The sequence below is a fragment of the Butyricimonas sp. Marseille-P3923 genome, assembly GCF_900184685.1.
Lineage (GTDB): Bacteria > Bacteroidota > Bacteroidia > Bacteroidales > Marinifilaceae > Butyricimonas > Butyricimonas muris.
In genome coordinates this window covers 1,166,749-1,190,236 of record NZ_FXXL01000006.1, presented here as the reverse complement: position 1 = coordinate 1,190,236, position 23,488 = coordinate 1,166,749, and the positions used below count along the sequence as shown (strand labels likewise).

Genomic DNA, 23,488 nt, shown 5'->3' with positions numbered 1-23,488 from the left:
TCTCAAGATTACCCGACACATAAAAAATAAAGGTAACAAGCTCAAGACCTATTACCCTAATATCTTATGTCTATTGAAATTACAGCTTATTCACGTGCAAAGCCAACTTCGATTTCAAGTTTGCAGCTTTGTTTTTGTGGATAATATTCTTTTTCGCAAGCTTATCTAACATAGATGAAACTTTCGGTAACAAATCTGCTGCAGCCTCTTTCTCAGTCAACGCACGTAGTTTCCTAACGGCATTTCTAGCAGTTTTAGCGTAGTAACGATTATGTAATTTTCTCTTCTCGCTCTGCCGTATTCTTTTTTCTGATGATTGATGATTTGCCATCTCTACAAATTAATTTAATTCAACTTTGTAGTCCGTACGGGAATCGAACCCGTGTTACAAGAATGAAAATCTTGCGTCCTAACCCCTAGACGAACGGACCATTAAATATCCACTACCTTCTCGGTAGTCCGTACGGGAATCGAACCCGTGTTACAAGAATGAAAATCTTGCGTCCTAACCCCTAGACGAACGGACCATCGCTAAGCCGATTATTATCAGCTTTGTAGTCCGTACGGGAATCGAACCCGTGTTACAAGAATGAGAATCTTGCGTCCTAGCCCCTAGACGAACGGACCATATTTTGCTTTAGCGGTTGCAAATATACGGCAAATTTCATTCCAACCAAAGAAATCACTATTTTTTTTTCACTAACACACGCTTTTAGCGATATTTACGTTCCCAAATCTCTGTAAATCACCCCAAACACTCGGCGGGCATCTCCTCTCTAAAAGAGAAATATCGTCAAATTATGAATAAAATCATAGATATATTCCTACCTTTGCGGATATTAAATCGTTGAATCTTGAAACCTCACTTTCAATTTTCAACTTTCAATTTTCAAATTATATGGCAAAACTGTACCTTATCCCTACCCCCGTCGGCAACCTTGAAGACATCACGCTAAGAGCACTCCGTATATTAAAAGAAGTACCTCTCGTGCTTGCCGAGGACACCCGCACATCCGCGAAATTGCTCAAGCATTACGAGATCAACACCCCTCTGCTCTCGCACCACAAGTTCAACGAGCACCAGCAAGTGAGCCGCATCGCCGAACGCATCGCCCGCGGAGAGGACGTCGCCTTGATCAGTGACGCGGGCACACCCGGTATCTCCGATCCCGGCTTCCTGCTCGTCCGTACCTGTATAGAGCAAGGTATAGAAACCGAATGTCTGCCCGGGGCAACTGCCTTCGTGCCCGCCCTCGTCAATTCGGGGCTTCCCTGCGACCGTTTCTGCTTCGAGGGATTCCTGCCGCAAAAGAAAGGACGGCAAAAAAAACTCATCTCCCTCGCCGAGGAAGACCGCACGATGATTTTCTACGAATCCCCTTTCCGCCTTGTCAAAGCGTTAGAGCAAATGGCTGAATTTTTCGGAGAAAGCCGCCATGCCTGTGTTGCCCGCGAGATCAGCAAACTCTTCGAGGACTTCCAGCGGGGTACTCTCAAAGAACTAATCACACACTTCACCGAAAAAGGTGTAAAAGGCGAAATCGTCATCATCGTCGAGGGGAAACCCAAAAAGGAAACGGAGGAAGATTCCGAATAAATGTCACAGAAAATGTCACAGAAAATAGAAAATTCCATATCTTTGTTTTGTGAAAATCAAAAGTTGTGCTTTAGATTTTCATGATTTTCCAAAGTTATACTTTAGATTTTCATGATTTTCTAAAGTTGTACTTTAGATTTTCATGATTTTCTAAAGCACTATACAATGATAACAAGATACTTAAAACTAGACGATGCTAAAACAGAAAGCATTTTCCTATGGGGAGCACGACAAACGGGGAAAAGTACATTGCTAAATAGTTTATTTCCCGAAGCAAAATATTACGACCTGCTAAAAGCAGATGAATTCGAACGTTTACACCGTCGTCCGTCACTTTTACGGGAGGAACTTTATGTTATCCGGAGAATCGGACTTAGTCATTATAGATGAAGTACAGAAAGTTCCGGAACTATTGGATGAAGTGCATTGGCTTATCACCAATCGGGGCATTCGTTTCATATTATGCGGGTCAAGTGCACGAAAACTAAAACGAAGCGGAGCAAATCTACTAGGGGGACGTGCCGTGCGAAACGTACTCTACCCCTTTGTTAGCGAGGAACTCCCCGACTTCAATCTGATACGCGCTGTCAACAACGGTATGCTTCCCAGACATTATTTAATAGAAAACCCGCATAAACGCCTACAAGCATACATTGGCGACTATTTACAAGAAGAGATACGAGCGGAAGCACTAACAAGAAACTTGAATTCATTCAGCCGTTTCCTTGAAATTGCAGCTCTTACAAACGGGGAAATTGTCAATTATAACAACATTGCCACCGATGCAGGTGTTAGCGCACCCACGATAAAAGAATATTTCTCCATTCTATCCGAAACCATGTTGGGATATATGATTCCGGCATACGCGAAAGCCATCAAAAGACGATTAATACAATCTCCAAAATTCTATTATTTCGACGTGGGGATTGTCAATTATCTAACAAAACGTCATGAACTAGCTCCCGGCTCCGTCGATTTCGGGCATGCTTTTGAACATCTCATCATTCAAGAACTCATCGCTTACCTCGGGTACACTGACAATACCAATACCCTATCTTATTGGCGCACGACATCCGGCTACGAGGTGGACGCGATACTGGGAGATGCCAAAATTGCTATTGAAATCAAATCCACGGAAGAAGTACAATCCCGCCACTTGAAAGGATTAAAAGCTTTTAGCGAGGAACATCCCGAGGCGCGCCTAATCGTCGTGTCACTCGATCGCACCCCACGCGTCATGAACGGTGTAGAAATTTTACCGGCAACCGATTTTTTGCATAAACTCTGGAAAAGACAAATTATTTAACCGCTTACACGAATTCCAAATAATTATCCCTGTTCACCACGTGATACTCCGCGTGAGGGTATGCTTCCCCGAAGGCTTTCGGCACAGGAGGCATTTTGTTTCCCCACTTGATCTCCAAGGCGGTAAGTTGCTCGGCGTGCACTTCTATTAAATCTATCTCTTGCTTGTCATAAGTGCGCCAAAAATAGAACTCTTTCCCTGTTCCGTCATTCAAACTCCTCTTTCGTCGTTCTCCTATCAAGTAATTTTCCCAAAGCGCACCGGCATCCTGCCGGATAGCCAAAGGCGAAAAATTCCCGATAATAGCATTCCGAATACCATTGTCATAAAAGTACCATTTCCCGGCTTTAGTCACTTCCTTGCGCAAATTGCGGGAATAGGCTCCCAAGCGATACACGACAAACACTTTTTCCAGCAGATCGAGATACTTCTCTACTGTAGTCTTGCTCATGCCAAGTTGTTTTTCCAGTTCTTCATAAGAAACTTCGCACCCCAATTGAAAGGCAACGAGCCGAAGCAACTCTCTCATTTTATTAGAATTCTTCAAGCCGTCAATAGTTAGAATATCCTTCAACAGATAAGCACTGACGATATCACGCAGGTAATCTGTCTTACATTCAAAACTATCAGCCATCACTACCTCCGGATACGAACCGTAGATCAAGCGTGCCTCCAGATTCCGGCGAGTATCCAGTGCCGTTTCCGTCTGTGCTATTTCACGCTGGGAAAAAGGCGTAAGCAAAAACTGTGTACCCCGACCGACCAATGGCTCCCCGGTCTTATTAAGCAAGTCAAATGATGATGACGCACTTGCCAACACACGGATACCATCGACTTCATCCACGATCAGTTTTAGTATATTGCCGATATAAGGAATGTTCTGTGCCTCATCAATAGCAAGCAATTCTACTCCTTCCAGCAAATGACGATAGTTCGCTATGGTACGATTTTCCAACAGAGCCAATGTGTCAAAATCCTCCCCGTTCAGCATCATCGCTCGTCCGGGATAATTGTCTACCAACTTACGCATGAGAATCGTCTTACCCACACGTCGAGCGCCAAAAATCAATATAGCCTTACCGGGCGTTATCCGTTCTACAATCCGATCTTCAAGTATTCGTTTTATCGTTTCCATAATTGTATTCCATAATCATAAAAGATAGGTATTTTTTCCAAATGGCGATTTTTACATTAAAATCGTACTCCACACTGGCGATTTTTACAAAACACTCGTTTACAGCGTCCAAAATACTTCTCGCATAATAAAAGGCATAGGAAAACGACAACTTACTCTCCCCTAAAGTAAAGATTTACAAAAACATAGAGTACCAAAAACGAGATTAAAAATATATCAAAAATCGTTGAATTTATGATACAAAGGTATTGTTTTTTTTGTTAATGGACTAAATAAATTCAAAAAAACGCAAACCTTTGCGTGAGTTTGACATCTAACATTCTTGATATCAATTATATATCAACTCAATAATATTACATTAAATATATAAAATCATATATTACCTGTATAGCTATAATATGGTATTTTAGTACACTCTTTTTTATATTATTAAACGAACGTTTAATAATACGTGAAACAATCTTGAAAAGATGCGTGCAAGTGAGGATCGCAACATTGAATATCAAGACAGAACAGGAGAATTGTGTTTAACAACAAACATTTATCCTAAAAGCTGTCGGATAGAAAAAGAGGCTTCAGATAAAAATCTTGTGATTATTATTCTGGACGGAGACGGTATAGTTTCTATACCCGGATTCGACCGTTGTCGGGCGGGGAAAGGTAAACTTGTTTTCATCCCGGCAAACACGGCATGGGAAGTGGAAATACTCAATCCGGGACAAACCTTGGAAATACAATTCGCCGATCTCAATAATTTCTATTGCGAACTGTATTTCCGTTCGCTACTCCCTCTCTGCAACGATATCACTCACACGCTGCAACCCTTGTACTCCTGCCCCGCTATTGACGAGTATGTCGAGCGCGTCGTCGAAATGCTATACAGGAAGAGAACCCGCGAACTGTCAAACGACTACGAGTTATTCACCATTTTTGGGGTGTACTATCCCAGATCAGTTATTGCTAACTTTCTCTATCCTTTTCTTAAAACCCTCGAACTATGAAAAAACACGCGTCCCATCATATCACGACATGGGTAGGTATCGGCTTACTGTTATTACTAACCGTCACCACGACACAGGCACAACGCCACGTGGCGATAAAAACCAATCTCCTGCATGCCGCCACCGCGACGCCAAACTTCGGTATCGAGTTCGCCGTCCATCCCCGCCTGACCGTGGATCTTTGGGGAGCCTACAACCTTGTAGATTTCAAGGGCAACACCTCCCTGCGCCATTACCTGTTCCAACCCGAACTACGCTATTGGTTCTGCCGCACTTTCGAGGGACACTTCGCCGGGGTACATGCTCTCGTCGGACGGTTCGATATCGGGGGCGTATCCTTTATCAAGGGATTGAAAAACTACCACTACCGGGGGCCCCTCTTCGGGGCGGGTATCACTTACGGCTACCATTGGGTTGTCGGCAAACGGTGGGGCGTGGAGGCGGCATTCGGACTGGGCTACATTCGGCTGCGATACGACAAATACCAATGTTCCGGTTGTGCCGATATCAAAGCTCGCTACAAACGCGACTACTTCGGTCCCACGAAAGCCGCCGTGACACTCATGTTTTTTATCAACTAAACACGAGAAAATGAAAATAATACCTTATATTATATTATTCTTATTCCTCGCGAACGTTACCGAAACCGCCACCGCGAACACCACCGTGCCGGACACCGCGTTCTTCCACCCGCGGGTAAGCGTGACTCTCGAACGGGTATCGCTCGCCGACGACAGCGTCACGGTACAACTGTCGGTAACTACCCGCGGTCTTCAATTGTCGAGGAAAGCATCCGTCACCATTATACCCCTGCTCGCGAGCAAGGGCAAAGAAAATCCCCTTCCCGCCGTCATCATCGCCGGCAAGCGCAGGGCAAAGCTCGACGCCCGGGAAACGGCACTCGCCCGGCTTCCCGACAAAATTTACCGGGAACTACGCTTCCGCCGGGGACACGACATCGCCCTGCGATACACCGTCACGGTTCCCTATAGCCCGTGGATGCGCGATGCAGCCCTCGACATTCGCTATCTTACTAGCGAATGTCTCGCCGACGAAATTCTAGGCGTGCAGACCGTCATGCCCGACGTGTCGCTCACCGACGAGTACACCGTGTTGCGCGATGACCACGCGGCTCTGTCCGACAGCTTGCGGCAAGCCCGCGAAACCATCCGGCAACTCGTCGTGCTGAAAGAGAGATTACTCGATTCCCTCGACGCGCCAGCCGACCATTCTTGCCGGGGAATCATGTATCTCGCCTATCCCGTCGGGAGGACACCCCTCCTGCCCGATTTCGGCGACAATCGACAGGAATTGTCCCGCATCGACAGCGTACTGCGTCCCTTGTTGGCGGATACCACCGTCACCATCCGTTCCGTCACGCTCACGGGTTACGCTTCCCCCGAGGGAAAATACGACCACAACGCGCGCCTCGCCGCCCTGCGGGTGGCAAACGTGCTCAAGCACCTCTGCCGGGCATACCCTGCGATAGACCAAACCTTATTCCGTGCCTACTCCGTCGCCGAAGACTGGGAGGGTACAGTCCGGCTTCTGCGCGAATCCGACAAACCCTACAAGGAAGAAGTACTCCAAATCATCCGCGAATGCAACATCTTCGACGGCAGGGAAGCACGCCTCATCCGCCTCCGCGACGGCGACCCTTACCGCGATATGCTCAAAGATATATTCCCCCGCCTGCGACGCACGGAGTTCGTGGTGGAGTGGGAGAAAACAATTAACAATTGAAAATTGAAAGTTGAAAGTTGAAAATGAGAAAGATTTAGAATAATAGAGATGAAAAGTTTACCGAAGACGAAAGAGTATTCCAGCTCTCCCTCTGTTTATAGAGGGAGCACCCCGGAGGGGGGAGTTTGTTGTGGCACTACCGCCTCAACAAACTCCTCCGTCAGCTTCGCTGCCACCTCCTCTATAAACAGAGGAGGAGCTGGAATACCGTCCCCAACACCGGTAAAACAACCTGCAACTTGCCGCGGGCAAATGCAACTTGCAACCTGTAACTCGCCGAAGGCGAATGAATCCTGTAACTCGCCGAAGGCGACTCTAAATCATAAATCTAAAATCAACCGGTTTTTTAATCTTAAATCGTCAATCATAAATCTAAAATTAATTTTTTTCCTCACCAGCTGCACCCTCGACCCCGAACTGGCTGTCTGTCCCTACAACGTGTGGGTGGACTACACTTGCAGTGACGGGCAATCCATCACCTCGGGAGAATTTCCCGCGGCGGGCATCCGGCAATTCGTTTACGACTCCACCGGCTTGCTGGTGGGCGAATTTCCGGGTGACTCATGCCGTGCCGGGGTAGGAACGTTCCGCCTTCCGCCGGGTAAATACAACCTCATTACATGGACAAACACCTTGCCCGACGGTTGCACCTTCCGGAACGTTACCCCCGGCACGAGCCACCTGCCCGAGAGTCACCTGCATCCCCGACCGCGGGACAACGCCTCCCGCCACGGGGGCGACGACATCCCGCACCACCTCTGCGTCGGGCGGGGCGGCTCTACCACGGGAACACCTCGTTCACCGTGCCCCGCCACGGCGTCACCCGCCTCCGGGTGGGGCTGATGCACGCCCACGCCCGGCTGAACCTCACCGTCGAGTGGGCGGACGGGGTGCTGCCCGCCATTGCCCGCGGCGACGGCTCTCCCGTCATGTGCGTCGAGGGCATACCCCTCGGCTACCGTTTCACGGGAGGCTCCCCGTGGGGCGACTACACGTTCCCTTGTCACGACGACGAGGCGGGCAAAGGAACGTACACCGTGCGGGCGGGCATCACCGGCAGCAAGGTGAAGGCAAACTTCACTACCTTGCGGCTCACCGACGACTGCTCCCCCACCGTCCACCTCACCCGTGACGGCTTGCCGCTCATCACCCCCGTCGACCTCGGCACCTATTTCCGGACAATGGGTATACGGCTCACCGGCAACATACGACAAGAATTCGACCTCACCATACAAATCGGTAAAGACCAAACCCTCATCTTCCAGACCAACACCTCCGGGTGGGAAGAGGGAGGAAACATCGGAGCCAATTAACAATTGAAAATTGAAAATGAGAAGAATGAAAGATATAGAATCTAAAATAAATAAACAACCATGAAAGCACACCCTACCATACCCGCGCCCCCCGACAACCTGCAACTTGCCGAAGGCAAATGCAACCTGCAACCTGTAACTCGCCACAGGCGAATGAATCGCGGGCGAACCCTTTGGCGAACCCCTCATTTTCAATTTTTAATTTTCAATTTTCAATTGCTTCTCGTGCTAATAGCCGCAGCTTGCACGGACGAAAAGCCATTCGACACGACCGCTCCCACCCTGCCCGTCCGCCTGAACCCCGGCGAGCAGGCGGTCACCCTCACCCTCGGCGGCATGGGTAAAGCGGCGACAGCCAAAAGCGAGGCGGGTATTCTCTCCCGGGCGAACAATAAAATAATTGAAACCGAAGCCGTTGTCAACACACTCGACATCTACTGCTTCGTCAACCTCGCGCAGGACGGCAACGATGCCACCGTCAAGGCGGGCTACACCCTCGAACGCGTGTACAAGTACGCCTCCGGCGGTAATGGCAACGACTTCACACTCGTTCCCGACGCCGACGGCTACCGTGCCGCCATCGGCATTCCCAAGGACGACCGCCTCCGCCGTTTCCTCGCCGTGGCAAACGACAACAATACGGCAAGGACATACACGGCAATCCCCGTCGGCAGCGACCGGACAAGCGCCACCCCGTACGCGGACATAGCGGCATGGATAGGCGCAAACGCAGGTATCGACACCTACCTCCCCGCCACCGGCACCGTCCCCAAACGCCTTGCCATGAACGACGGAAGCTATACAGAGGTGGACGAACCTTTCTCCGCCGAAGACCTCGCCGAGGGGCTTCCCGTCACGCTCTACCGCCTCGTCGCGCGTTTTGACATCAGCAACCCCGCCACCACGGGATTCACGATTACCAAAATCACCGGAAATTACAAAAGCAACATCATGTTTTTTCCTCCCTACACGCTAGCGAAGCAAGGTATGCAACTAGCAGCGTCTTCCGATATCAGCAATGCCGAATACATCGCGGGAGCGTGCTACCTCTACCCTTATTCCGGCGAGGACAAAAACAAAATCACCATCACCGGCACTCTCAACGGCACGTTACAAACCATCACCGTCGAGGCGGCATTCAAGCCCAACACCCGCTACCTTCTCCGCGTACGCAACGAAGGAAACAACGTCAGTGTTACCATCGAGGTAGCGCCGTGGAACGAGGGCAGCGACATCGACGCCCCGCTCCCCGGCGAGTACAACACGGCGTACACGCTCACCCCCGCCGTTAGTGGCGGTCTCGTGAACAGAGCCATCATCAACCGTAATAACAAAGCCGCCGACATCGAACAATCCGCCCGCGTTATTCGGGTATATTCGGGTACGGACGCATCGTCCTTCCTTACCGTCACGGGAGCCGACGGCAACTCCGCCCCCGTGGGCATCGTCATCCCACCCGAATTTGCAGACAAGATTAAAATCGGGACAAGCACCACCACCCCGTCCGGGGCATGGCAAACCACCCTTGGTGAAGTCCAAAGCGACGATAGCGGAGGAGGAGTGCCTCCCATCCTCCAAAGCGTGAGTTTAACGCCCGTGAACACCCCCGCGAGCGGTAGCGGCATATCCGGGAGAGCAGGGACAGGCAGCGTCAGTACGCGAAAGCTATGCCCCGAAAGCTGCGCTCTCACCTTTATCACCCGCTCCGCCGACGGTTCGTACAAATACGACGAATGGACTCTCGTGCTCGATATTTTAAATAATAACGACACCCCGGTATCCGATTTTCCCGCGGTAAAAGTATTCGATAACGGCACGACCACGGACATCACCGAAGCGGACATGACGCTCAACACCGCCGTCTACCTGCCGCCGTTCGCGTCCGCCAACGACGCCAACACCGTAATCCCGACAGGAAAATATATTTGTGTATCCTCCACCGAGGGTAACAGGAAAACATTATCGGCATACTCCACCGAAGACTGGCTCTACGTTTCATCCTCCGATATCGAATTAATGGATGGTATCCCCCCGCTTTACGTCTACGCCGTCGGCGACAACCTCACCGGCAAAGAACGGCAAGCACAACTTGTCACCCGCCGGGCTCTCGTCGTCAACGACGACACGGGCTCTCCCACCGACACCATCATAGAAGAACGCCGCTATACCGTCATACAGCAACCCGTCACCGCCGAAGACGAGGCACGAATGGCATCATCCGCCACCATCCGCCTCGAAAGCGGGCACAAAACCGACGAGTTGTACATCAAGGACAACACCATCCACGTGTCCCCGTTAAACTCGAACATGAGTAGTGGCGGCGGCATACGCCCCTCGGCAACAAGAATCTCAACATTATCGGACAACCTCTCGCCATTCTCCATCCTTACCCCGGGAGGCAAACCGGTAATCATCAACCTGCCGGACGTGGACTGGATTACACTCGAGACTTCATTCTACCCGTCCCGGCATATCCCTTCGGACGGAATGATTTCCCAAAACGAAAAAACACCTCCCGGCTTCTTCCGGCAATTCCTACTCCAGCTGAACATCACGGGGGCTGACCGCCAAGCATACTTCGACATCATCACCCTCGTCGACGGCAAACAGGTAACCACCACCTACCGCGTCATACAGCACCCCGAACCCGAAAGAGATACGGATGTCGGAGAAGAAATGTAAAAGAAATTTAGAATGAAAAGATTTAAAAACATAAAGATGAAAAGACCTAATATAGAAACGGGAACTACCCCCTCCAACTCCCCCTTACACAGGGGGAGAGGCACAACGCGAGGAACAACCAAGCGGTTTCATTTTCAATTTTCAACTTTCAATTTTGCATTGCTATTAGCGCTCGCGCTAATAGCCTGCACTTCCGAGAAAATCATCGACGACAACGGCATTGACCTCCGCGAAGGCGAGCAGTTCGTGTCCATTCGTCTCGACGGCATGGGCAACACCGCCGTACCCGTCGGACGCGCAGGCGACGACGCACCGGCTACCCCTGCCGAGAACGCCATCGAGGAACTCACCATATACAGCTTCGTCGGCATCAACCCCGAGGGCGGCACCTACGACCCCGCGGCAGCGGAAAACGGTCGATTATATACATTCGATTTCACCCTCGAGCGGGTGTACCGCTACAAGGCGGGCAGCGACAACAACGATATGCTCCCCTCCGCCGACGGCAACGGCTACTCCGTCGCCATTCCCGTGCAAAAGGACTCGTACTATCGCCGCTTCTACATCAAGGCGAACGCCGGCGATGCCCCCGCCTCGGCAGTTGCCGTCCCGATATACCAAACGGGTACCCCCAGCTTCGCCGACCGGACAAACGCCACCGTGGACAGATGCAACGAGATGAGTCACACACACTCTAATCTGTTAACAAATACCGACAAACTTATCCTCCCCACCACCGACCAGGCAGACGCCATACGCCCGCCCCTTCCCGCCAGCGGCATAGCCTTCTGGAAAGAAGAACTCACGGGCGGCTACTTCAAGGAGCACGATATATTCTCCGCCAACGACCTTGCCAAAGGACTGACCGTTACCCTCTCCCGGCGAGTGGCACGCTTCGATATCAGCAACCCCGCCGCGACAGGATTTACCATCACCGGCATCCACGCCGCCAACGTCGACTACAAGAACTGCTTCCTGTTCGGGGGCTCTATATCGGAGGGGGACAGGACGTATCTCTACAAGCACCCTCTAGCCAACGCCACTTTCATCCCGGCAGCACTGTATCTTCCCTACGGCTACTACAGCAGCAGCAATCCGCTCTTCATTTTCATTAACGGCACCTTTCACGGCGTCGACATCGAACTGACCGCGACAACAGAATGGATAAATGCCAACACCCGCTACGTCATCAACATCATCAACTCCGGTACCAACGTCTCCGCCAACATCACCCTTGCCGACTGGACGGACTCCAACAGCAACATCGACAGCGACGACCTCTACGGCAGGCTCAACCCGGAAGCCAACATCTCCATTCCGCGAAAGGGATACGACAGCTATATCAGTAAAAAAGACAACGTGATTACCATATTGTATGATGCCACCTCATACGCGAACCCATTCCCGGGCATTAACATCAGCGGTGCAGCGTACGACACGCATCCCGTGGGTATCATCATTCCCGACGACGTGAAATGGCTTGTCACAGACAAAGCAAGCGAGAACACCACCGGGGGAAGCTACGCTGTCACGGTCACCGCGGTTGCCGAAAATCCTGAACGCGAAAGCGAAGCATACAGCACGAGCAAAAAATACGATAAAGCCACCCCGCCCTATACCCCGCCCCGGGAAACCACCCTTACCCTTGTCACCAACGCCGACGGGAAAAACATACATCACGAGTACCGGGTAGTACAGGATTGGATATTCCCCAATGTATTCACGCTAAGCACGCAACTCGCCCGGGGAACCTTCGCGGTACCCGCGGGATGCACCTTCGATCAAAGCACCCGGACGATTACCCTCCCGCCCTTCCAGAAAGGATATCTTTACTATACCGGAGACCCGGTAGCCGGAATACTGAAAGACCAATCTTGGCTCCACCCCCAACGAGAAAATCTCAGGGTAAACCTCAACGCCGACGATAACTTCCAAAGTTCCTCCCCCCGCTCCGTCACGCTGACCATACGGGTATGGGACGATGCCACCTCCGGAATCATCACCGAGGACTACACGATTACCCAATCCGCCGGGAACTTCGCTCCCGCCCTCCTCACGACCGGAGTGACGGTGAACAGCACCACGCTCAGCGGCATTACCGTGACCGACGATGCCGTCATGATCCCGGACAACTACAACTCCGGCACAACCAATCCCTCATACGCCGACGCCCTGCTGCTTGTCGGCAAGGACGAGAAAGGCTTCATCGCCACCGTCCCCCCGGAACAAGACTGGCTCTGGCTGGAAGTGCCCCTATATGAAACGATGCAATACTACCCGGCACACGACGGAAAATACGTCCGCCGCATCCGCATGGACACCAATACAGGAGGGGCGGAACGCTCCGCCAACATCAATATCCTCTACCGGGATGCCGGCGGCAATATCGCCCGCAAAACCATCCGCGTCACGCAAGGCGCCGGCGGGGGAACGATATAACAATTGAAAATTGAAAGTTGAAAATTGAAAATGAGAAAATTCCCGAAGCCAAAGACTATTCCAGTTCCTCCTCTGTTTATAGAGGAGGTGGCACGGAGTGCCGGAGGAGTTCTTATCACGATATACAAAAACTCCCTCCCGGCTTCGCCGTACTCCCTCTATAAACAGAGGGAGAGCTGGATTACAGTCACTAATGCGAGGGAAGCAACCTGCAACTCGCCGCAGGCGACTCTAAACAGAGGGAGAGCAGAAATAGCCTTCCGCTTCGAGAAGTCATTCAATCTAAAATCATCAAACTAAATTAATAAGCAAACCATGAAACAACACCCTACCATACCCGCCGCCCCCTGCAACCTGCAACTTGCCGAAGGCAAATGCAACCTGCAACTCGCCGCAGGCGAACCCTTTGGCGAACCCCTCATTTTCAACTTTCAATTTTCAATTTTCAATTGCTATTAGCGCTCGCGCTAATAGCTTGTTCCGACGAAACCGTCGACCAGCCCGACACGCCGCACCTTGCCGCCAACGAGCGGCTCGTGGAAATCGCCCTGCCGGGACTTTCCCACGGGGGCAGCACGGCGGCAAACGCCGCCACGGACATCTCCCGTGCCGGTGACGACAACATAGCGTCGGCTGGCGAGAATGTTATCCAACAACTCACCGTCCTCTGCTTCGTCAACCTCACCGCGAGCGGCACCGACGCCGCCACGCTCGACGACTACACCCTCGAACGCGAGTACACCTACGCCAGCGGCGGCGACGCCAACGACATGACCCTCGTCGCCGACGCCGACGGCTACCGTGCCGCCATCGGTGTCCCCAAGGACGACACCCGCGAGCGAGCCTTCCTGCTCAAAGCCAATGAAACCGCCGCGGGTAGTGTCACCTACACCGCTGTCCCCGTCAGCGGTGCCGACCGCACTTCGGCAACCACCTACACCGCCGCCCTCGCCGAAGCCTCGGCAACCCTCCCCAACAGCAAGAATCTCACCTGCCCGCTGCTCATGAGCGCACGTGCCACCCACACCGTCATTACCGGGGCAGGCGAATACATCGACGACCCCGTCTTCACGCGGGAAGACCTTGCCAAAGGTATCTCCGCCCGCATGATACGCCGTGTGGCGCGCATCGATATCAGCAACCCCGTCACCACCGGATTCACCGTCACGGGCATAAAAGCCGCGGGCAACCCGTGCGTGCCCCTGTTCATCGATGATTTCAGCGGTTATATGCAACAAGACTACCCGGAAATAACACTTTCTAACGCCGCCGCCATACCCGCCGCCATATATCTCTATCCGGTATCCGGCGATAGTGACAACGCCGAAATTACCCTCTCCGGCACCTACGCGGGCAACCCCGTCACGCTCGGCATCACGGCTAAAATACTCCCCAATACCCGCTACACGATTGCCGTGCGCAACGACGGCAGCAACCTGCGCCTGGACATCACCGTCGCCCCGTGGAACGACGGCGGCACCATCGACACCCCCGACATCGCCGGCACGCTCAACAGCGAGTATCACCTCGCCACGACCTCCACCCTCTACGCGGGGCAGATACCCCACGGGGACTCTACCACCATCGACGGCAACCGCATCACCTACGCCACCACGGATTTGTTCACCTCCGGCGGCGGATTCCTCGAAATCCGGGGTGCCGCGGGTGACGCGAACCCCGTCGGCATCATCATCCCCGACGACTGCACGTGGATATACGTCGCCGACAAGAAAACCGATGCCGACAACACCTACACCTGCCTGCTCGGTCTGTACGCCCCTGACGATATATCCTCCGCATCGCGGGCTATAAGCAGACCCCAAACGAACTACCTAAAACGTCCCCGCAAGGCAGTCATCACCATCGTCACACGGAATGCCGGCGGCTACAACAAATACACGGAATACACCGTCTACCAAGAATACTACAATCCTACTCACGCCGCCGCAACATTTATTATCAATATAAAACCGTTTACCGCCCTCGCGAGCGTGGACAACGCGAACCGCGTAATCCATCTGCCGCCCCTGCCTTACATTAACCTCGAATTTCTACCGGACAACAACATATCATTAGCATTTCCCCAAACCTACCCGGAGGAGGACTACCCGTGGATAGACATCAATAATAACGGCTTAAACGTCCCTTACCTCATGTACACCATCAATTCCGACAACAACGGAGAAGAACGCACGGCATACCTCCATGTCCGTACCCGCGAGAACGGCGACCCGGCAAGCCCCGTCGTCACCAATCGCTGGACGGTCATACAGGACGCCACGCCCAACGACGCCCTCCTCGCCACCGGTCACGCGCTGGAACTACGCCTGCTCCCCGCGAAAGAACTACGCCTCGAGGGCGACACCATCTACATGAATCACGGGAACTACCATTCAGAATATTATAACTTATATCTCCAATATCTCGCGAATCCCGATAATGAGGCACTAAAACAAAGACTGGAACATGCTTTAAACTCATACCTCGACGACCTAGACATCGAGGCTAACAATACCTGCCTCTCCGTCGTCGGGACGAACGGCATCCCCGCCTTCGTCACCTCGAACGACGACTGGGTACGCGTAACGTACACGAGTGATAACCAAATCATCGTGTTTCCCCAAGCATACCTTCCACCCGCCATCGACCAGAAAATCCCCGACCGCGTCGGCTCATTCACCGTCCACACGCGGGGAGGTAAAACAAAAACATACTATATAAAACAAACACAAACCAAAATAACAGAATAATTGAAAATTGAAAGTTGAAAATTGAAAATTAACAACGCCTCCCGGCAGCAAGCAGAGGAACAACTTGCAACTTGCAAACCTGTAACCTGCAACTTGCCGAAGGCAATTTAAAACAAATAACTATGAATATCAAACAATTTTTTCGATTGGCTGTAGTAGCGCTCGCGTTGAGTGCGACAGCATGTAGTGATGAAATCGCGTCACAAGAAGACAATCAAGACTTAGTCTTGAAAGACGGCGAAACCGCCGTGCAGATGAACATTGCCGGGATAAACGGCAAAAGCCTCGCCCGTGCGGCGGGTGACAATGTCACCCTCTCCGGAGAAGTGAAGATTGACAAGCTCGACATCTACTGCTTCGTCGACCTCGACGCCCAAAACACGTCGGCAGCGGTAACCGGAGTCGACAACTACACCCTCGAGCGCGTGTACAAGTACGTGGCACAAGGCAGCACGAACGACATCGTGCTCACTCCCGACGGCGACGGCTACAAGGCATCGTTCGGCGTGGTGAAAAACGCCGACCGCAAGCGTGCCTTTATCCTCGTGGCAAATGACGGCGAAACCCGCACCGCAGTCGCCAACCCGGACATCACCGTAGGCAACGACCGGAGCACGGGTGGCGGCGCCACCGCGTTCAGCGCCGTGAAGGCATGGAACGTCCTCGAGACAGCCCTCTCCGACAACGCCACCAACTTCGCCACCCCGCTCGTGATGCAATCCACGGCACAGTGGTCGGCATACGACACGGACGGAACGCTCAAGACCAACAACGAGTATGACGCCGCCAAGCTCGCCGAGGGCATCAGCGCCGAACTCACCCGCCGCGTGGCACGTATCGACATCAATAACCCGGTAGCCACGGGCTTCACCGTCACCGACGTCACCCTCACGGGTGCGAAGAACGCCACCCTGTTCAAAGACATCGCAGCAGCCGGAACGAATCAAACCGTTGCCTTCGCGGAGAAAACCGTGACGAACGCCGAAGTCATCAACGCCGCTCTCTACGCCCTGCCGATGAACGCCAACGACGCCGCCGGGGAATACCCCACCGTGGCTATCAAGGGAAAACTCGGTACCACCGAACTCACCCTCACCGCCAAATTCGCCGGCGACCCGATGACCGCCACCACCAAAGGGATGCAACCCAACACCCGCTACGTGGTGAACATCATCAACACCGAGGGTAACCTCACCGCGTACATCACCATCGCCGACTGGGTGTACGGCGAAACCGTCGACACCGACGACATCGCGGCGCGACTCAACTCCGGCGCTACCCTCGCGGAAGAAAGGAGTGCCGCCGTCCTCTTTGGCGACAACAACAAAAACCTTTACGTCCACAACCTCCCCCACGCCGAGGGTACACCTTTCGCCACCATCACCGGAACGGACAACGACAAGCCCATCGGCATCGTGCTGCCGGACGATTGCAACTGGCTGAAAGTGGTGAACACCGCCACCACCCCCATGACCTACCAGCTTCAAGCTACCGACAAAACCGCCGACGAAAGAACACGTCCCCTCACGGTAAACTTGTCAATCATCACGTACGATGCCGCGAACAAAAAACAGGTTATCAACGAGTACCTCGTGTACAAGGAATATACCGACATGACACACCTGGACAAGTCCTTCTTAGGTAGCATATGGGACCCGAATACCATGAGCGACTCGCCTGTATTCCACCTGCCCCCGTTCGGTATTGACGCTGCAATAATGCGCGCATCAGACCTCGTTATCCCGGAAGGATGCACGTGGCTCTTCAATAAAAAAATGGGAGATCTCCTCGGCACCAGTATCACCGACAACATAGGGAAACCCGAGCGCCAAGTAGTCGTGACGCAAAGATGGATACCGGGGGGAAGTGGACTCGCAACCAGAGAAGTCACCATTATCCAAAGCGGAACCGTTGACAAAACAATCCTCAGCCCCACTCACGAGATAGTGCTGAACAACGACCTCGTGAACCAAGGAAAGATAAAGTTCGACGAAACCCTAAGCACCATCATTATCGCGGGTAGCGGTCTGACTGCCGACGATGTCATCTTCGATGTCCGCGGTATTGCGACTAGCCAAGCCGGCAGCACAGTGGAGCCCGTCAAACCCATTATCGTGCAATTCGGAGAAAATTGCGACTGGTGGGCAAAACCACTCTCCGGAAGTTTATATTTTTCGGGAAACTTCTGGGGACACGAGTATAAAGTACCCTTCCCGGTTTACCCGTCTGGCGAAGCCGGTCCGCGCGAAACGGAATTCACCGTCACCACGTACAACGGTAAACCGATAGAAAAAACCTATCGCCTTATCCAATTGGGAAGAAACACGTCAACGGTGAATTAACCACCCGCAACAAATTACAAGCGGAAAACGAAACTGTCCCGAAATTCCGGGTATTTACCCCGGGGTGGGGACAGTTTCCTCTCCAACTTGTAACCTGTAACTTGCCGAAGGCAAATGCAACCCGCAACTTACCGAAGGTAAACAATATCCACGTATCACCCGCAACGGCGCCCCGCGGGGCACGGCGTACCTTTATCCCGACAAAACCACCGGACAGAAGCCGGGGAAATAAAGGAGAGAAAAAGGGGTGATAAGCGATTAACTTCGATTCACCGCCTTGTTGCAAACGTGACACGACCACCCGCCAACGCGGGGAACACGGACTGACACCGGGGATACAGCGGGGTTGCCCCTCGCGTTCCGGTCTTTCTCCCGCCTATTTCCACGCTAACTGACGGATTAATATTCATTTAAAATCACGAACTATGGCAACATTCGAATCGAGTTTACTGGAAACCCTACGGGGAAAAATCGGAAATTTTATCATTTACAAAGTGAAACAACAGTACCGCATCCGCACGGCACCTGCCGAATACCGCGACGCCAACACGCCGGAGCAACAAGCCAACCGGAACCGGCTCACCGCCTGCGTGCGCTTCTACCAACGCCTGCGGGAAACCCCGCTACGGGACGCGTGGCGAACCGCCGCCGACAAAGCCGCCGCGTCATCCGGCTACTCGCTCTACTTGAAAACCAACATGGGCGTATTCCTGCCCGACGGCACAATCAGCGACTTCTCGCGCCTCACGCTCTGCCCGGCGAGCGGACTCAAGACTGCCGACAACATGATTGCCACCCGCAACACCGACGGCACGGTCACCCTCACGTGGGAAAACCACGCCGGAAAACAATCGCCGCGGAACACCGACCGCCTCGCGGTGGCATACCTGAACGAGAACCGGTCGTTCACCATCCGGTTCGTCAATCCGCTACCCGTATGCCGCGACGACGAGCGAGCCACCTTCACCACGGAAAACACTCCCGGCATCGCGACGCATCTCTACTGTTATTTCATTTCACGCGAGGGCGACGCTTACACCCCGGACACCTACATCAAATTGAACGATTAATATCAAAACAAAATACGAACACCCATGAACGAAGAAGAATACATCACCGACTATATCACCACTCTCGCGACCGCCGACATCGAACTATCGGGAAACACCCCCGCGGAACTCCGTTTCAACGGCACCACATCGCCGGGAGAACTCTACAAGCTATTGCTGAAGAAAGAAGCCATCGTAACCCGCACCATCTGCCAAACCGTGCTCGCCGCCGCCAACAACAAGATGATACTCTCCATGGTACAGCAACACCTGCTCGACATGAAAGGCACCATCACCTTCCGCAACGGGCATTACACCCACCGTTTCCTGCGCGTGACGAAAGACGGTGTTCCCCTGCCCCCGGAACAACTGGACACTCCCACCCGCTTCCGCGCGGACGACTACCTGCGGGTGGTACAGGATGCCTACCTCCGTTTACACGGGTGGACGAACGGGCTGCCTCCCGTCCCTCCCTCGCCGCTATGCCTAAACGTCACCGAATCGGAAGCTGCCGAGATGCTATCATTCCTCTTCGACACGGGCATCGCCGGATGCACGCGTGAAGAATGGCGAAAGAAAGACTTCATCCACTACTTCTGCCGCGCGTGGAACCTCCCCCCGAACAAAGACTACGACACCCTCATGAGTCACGTCAAAAGTCGACCGAACCCAACCACCTTTCTGGACAAAATAAAACGAATGTACCTCGACCATATCGAACAAAAAGATTGCAACCGACAATAACACCCGATGTTCCACCCCTTTCATGTCCGCCCTCCCCCGGGAATGGCGGACTTTTTTGTCCTTCACCCCACACATCCCCTTCCGAAAAATACCAAAATCCACGTACCGCCCGTGAACCTTCACTGGTGGCAACGGACTATTTTTATAATAACAAAAAAATAAATATCATGAAAAACATCAATTTAATCGAAGCCATCGTCGCTCTCGTCAAAGCAGTATCGCTCCTGACTGCCAAAATCGCCAAACTCATCCTCACCATCGAGAAAATCCCCGCCCGGCTACACTCCGAATGGGTGGACTCGACGGAAGTGTGCAAAATACTGAACATCCAACCCAACACCCTTTACAAACACGTCAAAAAATACAACATCCCCACCCGGAAAGTAGGCAAAAAATCCTACTACCGGTTGAAAGATATCGAAAGACTGTTAGTGGAATAAATTTTAAGGGCATCGAATTCGATGCCTTTAGTATGATAATCTACACTGTCCATATCCCCCAACATCCACATATCGCCCGTAACGGGAAAGGAAAATCATGGCTATATCTTTGTCCCGACAAAAAAACAAAGATATGATGAAACCTTTAACAACACTTATCAACGCGATTGGCGAAACAGTAGACCGCCTGACTCTCCCCGCGAGAGAAAAAAGACAACTGGAAGCGGAACTGACTGAAAAACTCCAGACACACGTCGAAAAACTGGCAGAAGAACAAAGTTCGGTACTCCGGGAAGAAGCCCGAGGCAATTGGCTGCAACGCTCGTGGCGCCCCTTGGTGATGCTGACATTCGCGACCATCATCCTCACGGGCACATTCGTCAGCCTGCCTACCCTCGCTGACACCTCCCGTTTCTGGGACTTGCTCGAAATCGGTCTTGGCGGTTATGTCATCGGACGCGGCGGAGAAAAAATTTTACAAACCATCACCCGGAAACGACGCCGGTTTTAATTTATGATTTACGATTGAGGTTACACCAACAACGTTCCCTTGCAATCACAAAATCATTGAATCGACAATCACAGAATAATTCATTTTAAATTCTAAATTTCTACCGTGGACATACTAAACCATCGTCTTGTAGACTGCCATGCAGTTCACTTGACTTGCTCGAAAAACACCAGATTGCTGAAAGACCCGGACACCATCGTCTTACACTACACGGCAGGCAGAAACGCCCTATCATCAGCACTTTATCTTTGCCGCCCCGACATGGGAGCATCCGCCCACCTCGTGATCGCCCGTGACGGGGAGCTCATCCAACTCGTGCCCTTCAACGTGGAGGCATGGCACGCCGGGCGCAGCTACTACCGGGGACGTGCCGAATTCAATCATTTCTCTATCGGCATTGAACTCGACAACCTCGGAAAACTGCAAAGAAAAGGCGAACGTTTTTTCGCCGAATGTGGGGTGGAAGTAATGCCTTCCGAGGTCTACGCGGACTATGCGAACGACAAACTCACGTACTGGCACAAATACACCGACGCACAAGTTGAAACCCTGCGCCAAGTATGTCGCCTGCTAATCTCCGCGTACCCCATCTACCACATCCTGCACCACTCGGACATCACCTCCCGTAAACTCGATCCGGGTCCCGCACTCCCGGAGATCACGTTGGAGAGTTTGTTACTCGGCAGGAGCGAGTAACAAGTTACAGGTTCAATATTAAAAAATTTGCATCCGATGTATCGGATCCATGCAAAGGGTGCAAAATTCATTTTCAATTTTCAATTTTCAACTTTCAATTATTAAGTTATGGCAAAATTCAATTCCTATTTACTCGGAAAAATCAGAAAATCAGTAGGTAACGTAACCACATGTTACGTGAACAAACAAAACATTGCAAAGGCGAAAATCTTCGCCCGCAAAGATGTCAAAACCCCGGAAATACTGGCACAGCGAGCCCGAATGAAAGCCTTGACGGCAATCGTCCGGAGAGCGCTGCCCGTCATCCGGAAAGGATTCGCGGGAATCGGCAAAGGCTCACCCTCGAATGCCTTCACCGCCGCCAACATGGGCGCTATCGTGGTTGACGAAAAGTATAACACCACGATCGACTACGAGCATTTATTGCTGGGAAACGGTATGCTCTACCCTCCCAAAGTAAGCGCAGAGTACACCGAAGAGACGAAGAAGTATTCGTTCATGCAAGAAACACAAGAAAGCGAAGACGGTTTTGCCCTCCCGAATGACAAAGTGTACGCCGTCTTGCTCGAGGAAACCATGAACCGCACCAAACTGGTCGCACTCCGTGACCGGGGAGAAAGCGGCAGCACCAGCTACGCCCTCCCGGAAGACTGGGATGCCTCAAAAGTCCATGTCTATTGCTTCGCCACCACGAAAAACGGTAGAAGCGCTTCCGACAGCTTATTGATTCAGTGATTTACGATTTTAGATTTCAGATTCCAGCCGCACAGGCATCGCTCTCGGGCGGCCGGAATTTTTCATTTTCAATTTTCAATTGTATGAATTATTTTCTTACCGGCATGTTCTTCACCCTCAGCATCAACACCTTTCTCTCGCAAATAGCAGACAGTCTGATCGCGGGAACGGTCAGCCTGCTGGGCGGTGTACTAAGTTCCATCATCGTCGCTTGGCTTAAACGACAATGGGACAGGAGAAACTGATTTAGGGTTATACCCCTAAAAAGTATCTAAAAAAGAAAAGTTTTTAGGGTTATAGCCCTAAAAACTTTTCGTATCAAATCACATATTGATCTTATTTACATTTCTGGCACTCGAAATATTTCCATACCCCGGCAGCGCAAACAGCACCCAAGAAAGGAGCCACGATAAACAGCCACAATTGGCTCAACGCCTTACCACCCTCGAACAACGCCGGAGCGATACTTCTTGCCGGATTCACGGATGTTCCCGTCACGGGGATACAAACAATATGAATCAACACCAACGCAAGACCGATAGCCAGCCCGGCAAACCCGGCAGGTGCATTGGCACTGGTAGACCCCAGTACAACCAGAATAAAGATAAAGGTAAAGACAAATTCCGCCACGAAAGCAGGCACCGCATTACCTTCCCCGTACATGTTCGCACCTGTTCCTTCCAATCCCATTCCGGAAGAAATCACGTAAAGAATCGCCGAACCGATAAGGGCACCGATGACTTGAAACAACATATACATACCGGCATCTTTGCCACTCATTCGTCCCGCCAAGAGCACACCCAACGTAATCGCCGGATTGATATGGCAACCGGAAATACTACCAATCGTGTAAACCATTGCCAACACGGACAAACCAAATGCAAACGCAATACCCAAGAAACCGATCTCACTTCCGGCAATCACCGCACTTCCACATCCCATAAGCACCAAAACCATCGTTCCGATCATTTCAGCTAAATACTTTTTCATAATTCTTGCTATTTA

Annotated in this window: 25 protein-coding genes and 3 tRNA genes; 18 read left to right on the top strand and 10 right to left on the bottom strand. The window is 52.0% G+C overall.

From position 1 onward, the window contains the following. Nucleotides 1-79 precede the first annotated feature (79 nt). The 4 genes from rpsT to CS948_RS10660 form a co-directional block, all read right to left on the bottom strand. Nucleotides 80-331, bottom strand: a complete 252-nt coding sequence (rpsT, locus tag CS948_RS10675; RefSeq protein ID WP_099291652.1) for a 30S ribosomal protein S20 — start codon at nucleotides 329-331, stop codon at nucleotides 80-82. Between the two features lie 28 nt (nucleotides 332-359). Next, nucleotides 360-431: transfer RNA gene (locus tag CS948_RS10670), tRNA-Glu, on the bottom strand. A gap of 24 nt (nucleotides 432-455) precedes the next feature. Then, nucleotides 456-527: transfer RNA gene (locus CS948_RS10665), tRNA-Glu, on the bottom strand. 28 nt (nucleotides 528-555) lie between these two features. Beyond that, nucleotides 556-627: transfer RNA gene (locus CS948_RS10660), tRNA-Glu, on the bottom strand. A 271-nt stretch (nucleotides 628-898) separates the two neighbouring features. On the opposite strand from CS948_RS10660, the gene rsmI reads away from it, so the two are divergent. Then, entirely contained in the window at nucleotides 899-1,597 is a 699-nt protein-coding gene (rsmI, locus tag CS948_RS10655; protein ID WP_099291651.1) for a 16S rRNA (cytidine(1402)-2'-O)-methyltransferase, read from the top strand. A 301-nt stretch (nucleotides 1,598-1,898) separates the two neighbouring features. Next, nucleotides 1,899-2,903, top strand: coding sequence for an ATP-binding protein (locus CS948_RS10650; RefSeq protein WP_218014300.1), 1,005 nt, complete (start codon nucleotides 1,899-1,901; stop codon nucleotides 2,901-2,903). Between the two features lie 4 nt (nucleotides 2,904-2,907). Here the strand turns inward: CS948_RS10650 and CS948_RS10645 are convergent, their stop codons facing one another. Then, entirely contained in the window at nucleotides 2,908-4,038 is a 1,131-nt protein-coding gene (locus CS948_RS10645; protein ID WP_099291650.1) for an ATP-binding protein, read from the bottom strand. 470 nt (nucleotides 4,039-4,508) lie between these two features. On the opposite strand from CS948_RS10645, the gene CS948_RS10640 reads away from it, so the two are divergent. Genes CS948_RS10640 through CS948_RS21975 form a run of 5 tightly spaced genes read left to right on the top strand, consistent with a single transcriptional unit; the run spans nucleotide 4,509 to nucleotide 8,095 of the window. After that, the gene (locus tag CS948_RS10640; protein WP_099291649.1) at nucleotides 4,509-5,039 is read left to right on the top strand and encodes a hypothetical protein; all 531 of its coding nucleotides are present in this window, start codon (nucleotides 4,509-4,511) and stop codon (nucleotides 5,037-5,039) included. Then, a complete protein-coding gene (locus CS948_RS10635) occupies nucleotides 5,036-5,620 on the top strand; it encodes a DUF3575 domain-containing protein (RefSeq protein WP_099291648.1) in 585 nt (194 codons plus the stop codon). Before CS948_RS10640 ends, CS948_RS10635 begins: the two co-directional genes overlap by 4 nt. Nucleotides 5,621-5,630: 10 nt before the next feature. Continuing rightward, on the top strand, nucleotides 5,631-6,782 hold the full coding sequence (locus CS948_RS10630) for a DUF3868 domain-containing protein (RefSeq protein WP_099291647.1): 1,152 nt from the start codon (nucleotides 5,631-5,633) through the stop codon (nucleotides 6,780-6,782). Between the two features lie 48 nt (nucleotides 6,783-6,830). Continuing rightward, nucleotides 6,831-7,625 (top strand): hypothetical protein, encoded by a 795-nt coding sequence (locus tag CS948_RS21980; RefSeq protein WP_176555013.1) that lies wholly within the window; start codon nucleotides 6,831-6,833, stop codon nucleotides 7,623-7,625. Beyond that, on the top strand, nucleotides 7,586-8,095 hold the full coding sequence (locus tag CS948_RS21975) for a hypothetical protein (RefSeq protein WP_176555012.1): 510 nt from the start codon (nucleotides 7,586-7,588) through the stop codon (nucleotides 8,093-8,095). Before CS948_RS21980 ends, CS948_RS21975 begins: the two co-directional genes overlap by 40 nt. 212 nt (nucleotides 8,096-8,307) lie before the next feature. Here the strand turns inward: CS948_RS21975 and CS948_RS21475 are convergent, their stop codons facing one another. The 3 genes from CS948_RS21475 to CS948_RS21675 all read right to left on the bottom strand — a co-directional run bounded on the left by CS948_RS21475 (nucleotide 8,308) and on the right by CS948_RS21675 (nucleotide 9,411). Continuing rightward, the gene (locus CS948_RS21475) at nucleotides 8,308-8,529 is read right to left on the bottom strand and encodes a hypothetical protein (RefSeq protein ID WP_141560930.1); all 222 of its coding nucleotides are present in this window, start codon (nucleotides 8,527-8,529) and stop codon (nucleotides 8,308-8,310) included. A gap of 132 nt (nucleotides 8,530-8,661) precedes the next feature. Beyond that, nucleotides 8,662-8,802, bottom strand: a complete 141-nt coding sequence (locus tag CS948_RS21680; protein ID WP_176555011.1) for a hypothetical protein — start codon at nucleotides 8,800-8,802, stop codon at nucleotides 8,662-8,664. Nucleotides 8,803-9,249: 447 nt separating this feature from the next. Beyond that, nucleotides 9,250-9,411 (bottom strand): hypothetical protein, encoded by a 162-nt coding sequence (locus CS948_RS21675; protein ID WP_176555010.1) that lies wholly within the window; start codon nucleotides 9,409-9,411, stop codon nucleotides 9,250-9,252. Between CS948_RS21675 and CS948_RS21470 the strand changes: the two genes are divergently transcribed. The 5 genes from CS948_RS21470 to CS948_RS10595 all read left to right on the top strand — a co-directional run bounded on the left by CS948_RS21470 (nucleotide 9,398) and on the right by CS948_RS10595 (nucleotide 18,308). Then, nucleotides 9,398-10,777, top strand: a complete 1,380-nt coding sequence (locus tag CS948_RS21470; protein WP_141560929.1) for a hypothetical protein — start codon at nucleotides 9,398-9,400, stop codon at nucleotides 10,775-10,777. The two genes, CS948_RS21675 and CS948_RS21470, sit on opposite strands and share 14 nt — an antisense overlap. Before the next feature lie 12 nt (nucleotides 10,778-10,789). Then, the gene (locus tag CS948_RS10610) at nucleotides 10,790-13,216 is read left to right on the top strand and encodes a hypothetical protein (protein WP_099291643.1); all 2,427 of its coding nucleotides are present in this window, start codon (nucleotides 10,790-10,792) and stop codon (nucleotides 13,214-13,216) included. Between the two features lie 30 nt (nucleotides 13,217-13,246). Further along, complete coding sequence (locus tag CS948_RS10605) at nucleotides 13,247-13,516, top strand: hypothetical protein (RefSeq protein WP_099291642.1); 270 nt, start codon at nucleotides 13,247-13,249, stop codon at nucleotides 13,514-13,516. A 74-nt stretch (nucleotides 13,517-13,590) separates the two neighbouring features. Further along, nucleotides 13,591-15,966: a hypothetical protein gene (locus CS948_RS10600; protein WP_141560928.1), complete on the top strand. Its 2,376-nt coding sequence runs from the start codon at nucleotides 13,591-13,593 to the stop codon at nucleotides 15,964-15,966. A 122-nt stretch (nucleotides 15,967-16,088) separates the two neighbouring features. Beyond that, nucleotides 16,089-18,308: a hypothetical protein gene (locus tag CS948_RS10595; RefSeq protein WP_099291640.1), complete on the top strand. Its 2,220-nt coding sequence runs from the start codon at nucleotides 16,089-16,091 to the stop codon at nucleotides 18,306-18,308. A 269-nt stretch (nucleotides 18,309-18,577) separates the two neighbouring features. Here CS948_RS10595 and CS948_RS21670 read toward each other — a convergent pair whose 3' ends face one another. Then, nucleotides 18,578-18,718 carry a hypothetical protein gene (locus CS948_RS21670; protein WP_176555009.1) on the bottom strand — a complete coding sequence of 47 codons (141 nt, stop codon included), beginning with the start codon at nucleotides 18,716-18,718 and terminating at the stop codon, nucleotides 18,578-18,580. A 15-nt stretch (nucleotides 18,719-18,733) separates the two neighbouring features. Between CS948_RS21670 and CS948_RS10590 the strand changes: the two genes are divergently transcribed. From CS948_RS10590 to CS948_RS10570, 6 genes are all read left to right on the top strand, one after another. Continuing rightward, nucleotides 18,734-19,378: a DUF6266 family protein gene (locus tag CS948_RS10590; protein WP_099291639.1), complete on the top strand. Its 645-nt coding sequence runs from the start codon at nucleotides 18,734-18,736 to the stop codon at nucleotides 19,376-19,378. Between the two features lie 222 nt (nucleotides 19,379-19,600). Beyond that, on the top strand, nucleotides 19,601-20,101 hold the full coding sequence (locus tag CS948_RS21665) for a hypothetical protein (RefSeq protein ID WP_176555008.1): 501 nt from the start codon (nucleotides 19,601-19,603) through the stop codon (nucleotides 20,099-20,101). Nucleotides 20,102-20,268: 167 nt separating this feature from the next. Then, entirely contained in the window at nucleotides 20,269-20,541 is a 273-nt protein-coding gene (locus CS948_RS21660; protein ID WP_176555007.1) for a helix-turn-helix domain-containing protein, read from the top strand. Between the two features lie 133 nt (nucleotides 20,542-20,674). Next, nucleotides 20,675-21,052, top strand: a complete 378-nt coding sequence (locus tag CS948_RS10580; RefSeq protein WP_366842289.1) for a 3TM-type holin — start codon at nucleotides 20,675-20,677, stop codon at nucleotides 21,050-21,052. Nucleotides 21,053-21,157: 105 nt separating this feature from the next. Then, nucleotides 21,158-21,748, top strand: a complete 591-nt coding sequence (locus CS948_RS10575) for an N-acetylmuramoyl-L-alanine amidase (RefSeq protein ID WP_099291637.1) — start codon at nucleotides 21,158-21,160, stop codon at nucleotides 21,746-21,748. 108 nt (nucleotides 21,749-21,856) lie between these two features. Beyond that, entirely contained in the window at nucleotides 21,857-22,483 is a 627-nt protein-coding gene (locus CS948_RS10570; RefSeq protein ID WP_099291636.1) for a DUF6266 family protein, read from the top strand. A gap of 336 nt (nucleotides 22,484-22,819) precedes the next feature. Here the strand turns inward: CS948_RS10570 and CS948_RS10565 are convergent, their stop codons facing one another. After that, a complete protein-coding gene (locus CS948_RS10565) occupies nucleotides 22,820-23,473 on the bottom strand; it encodes an aquaporin (protein WP_099291635.1) in 654 nt (217 codons plus the stop codon). Nucleotides 23,474-23,488: the final 15 nt, after the last annotated feature.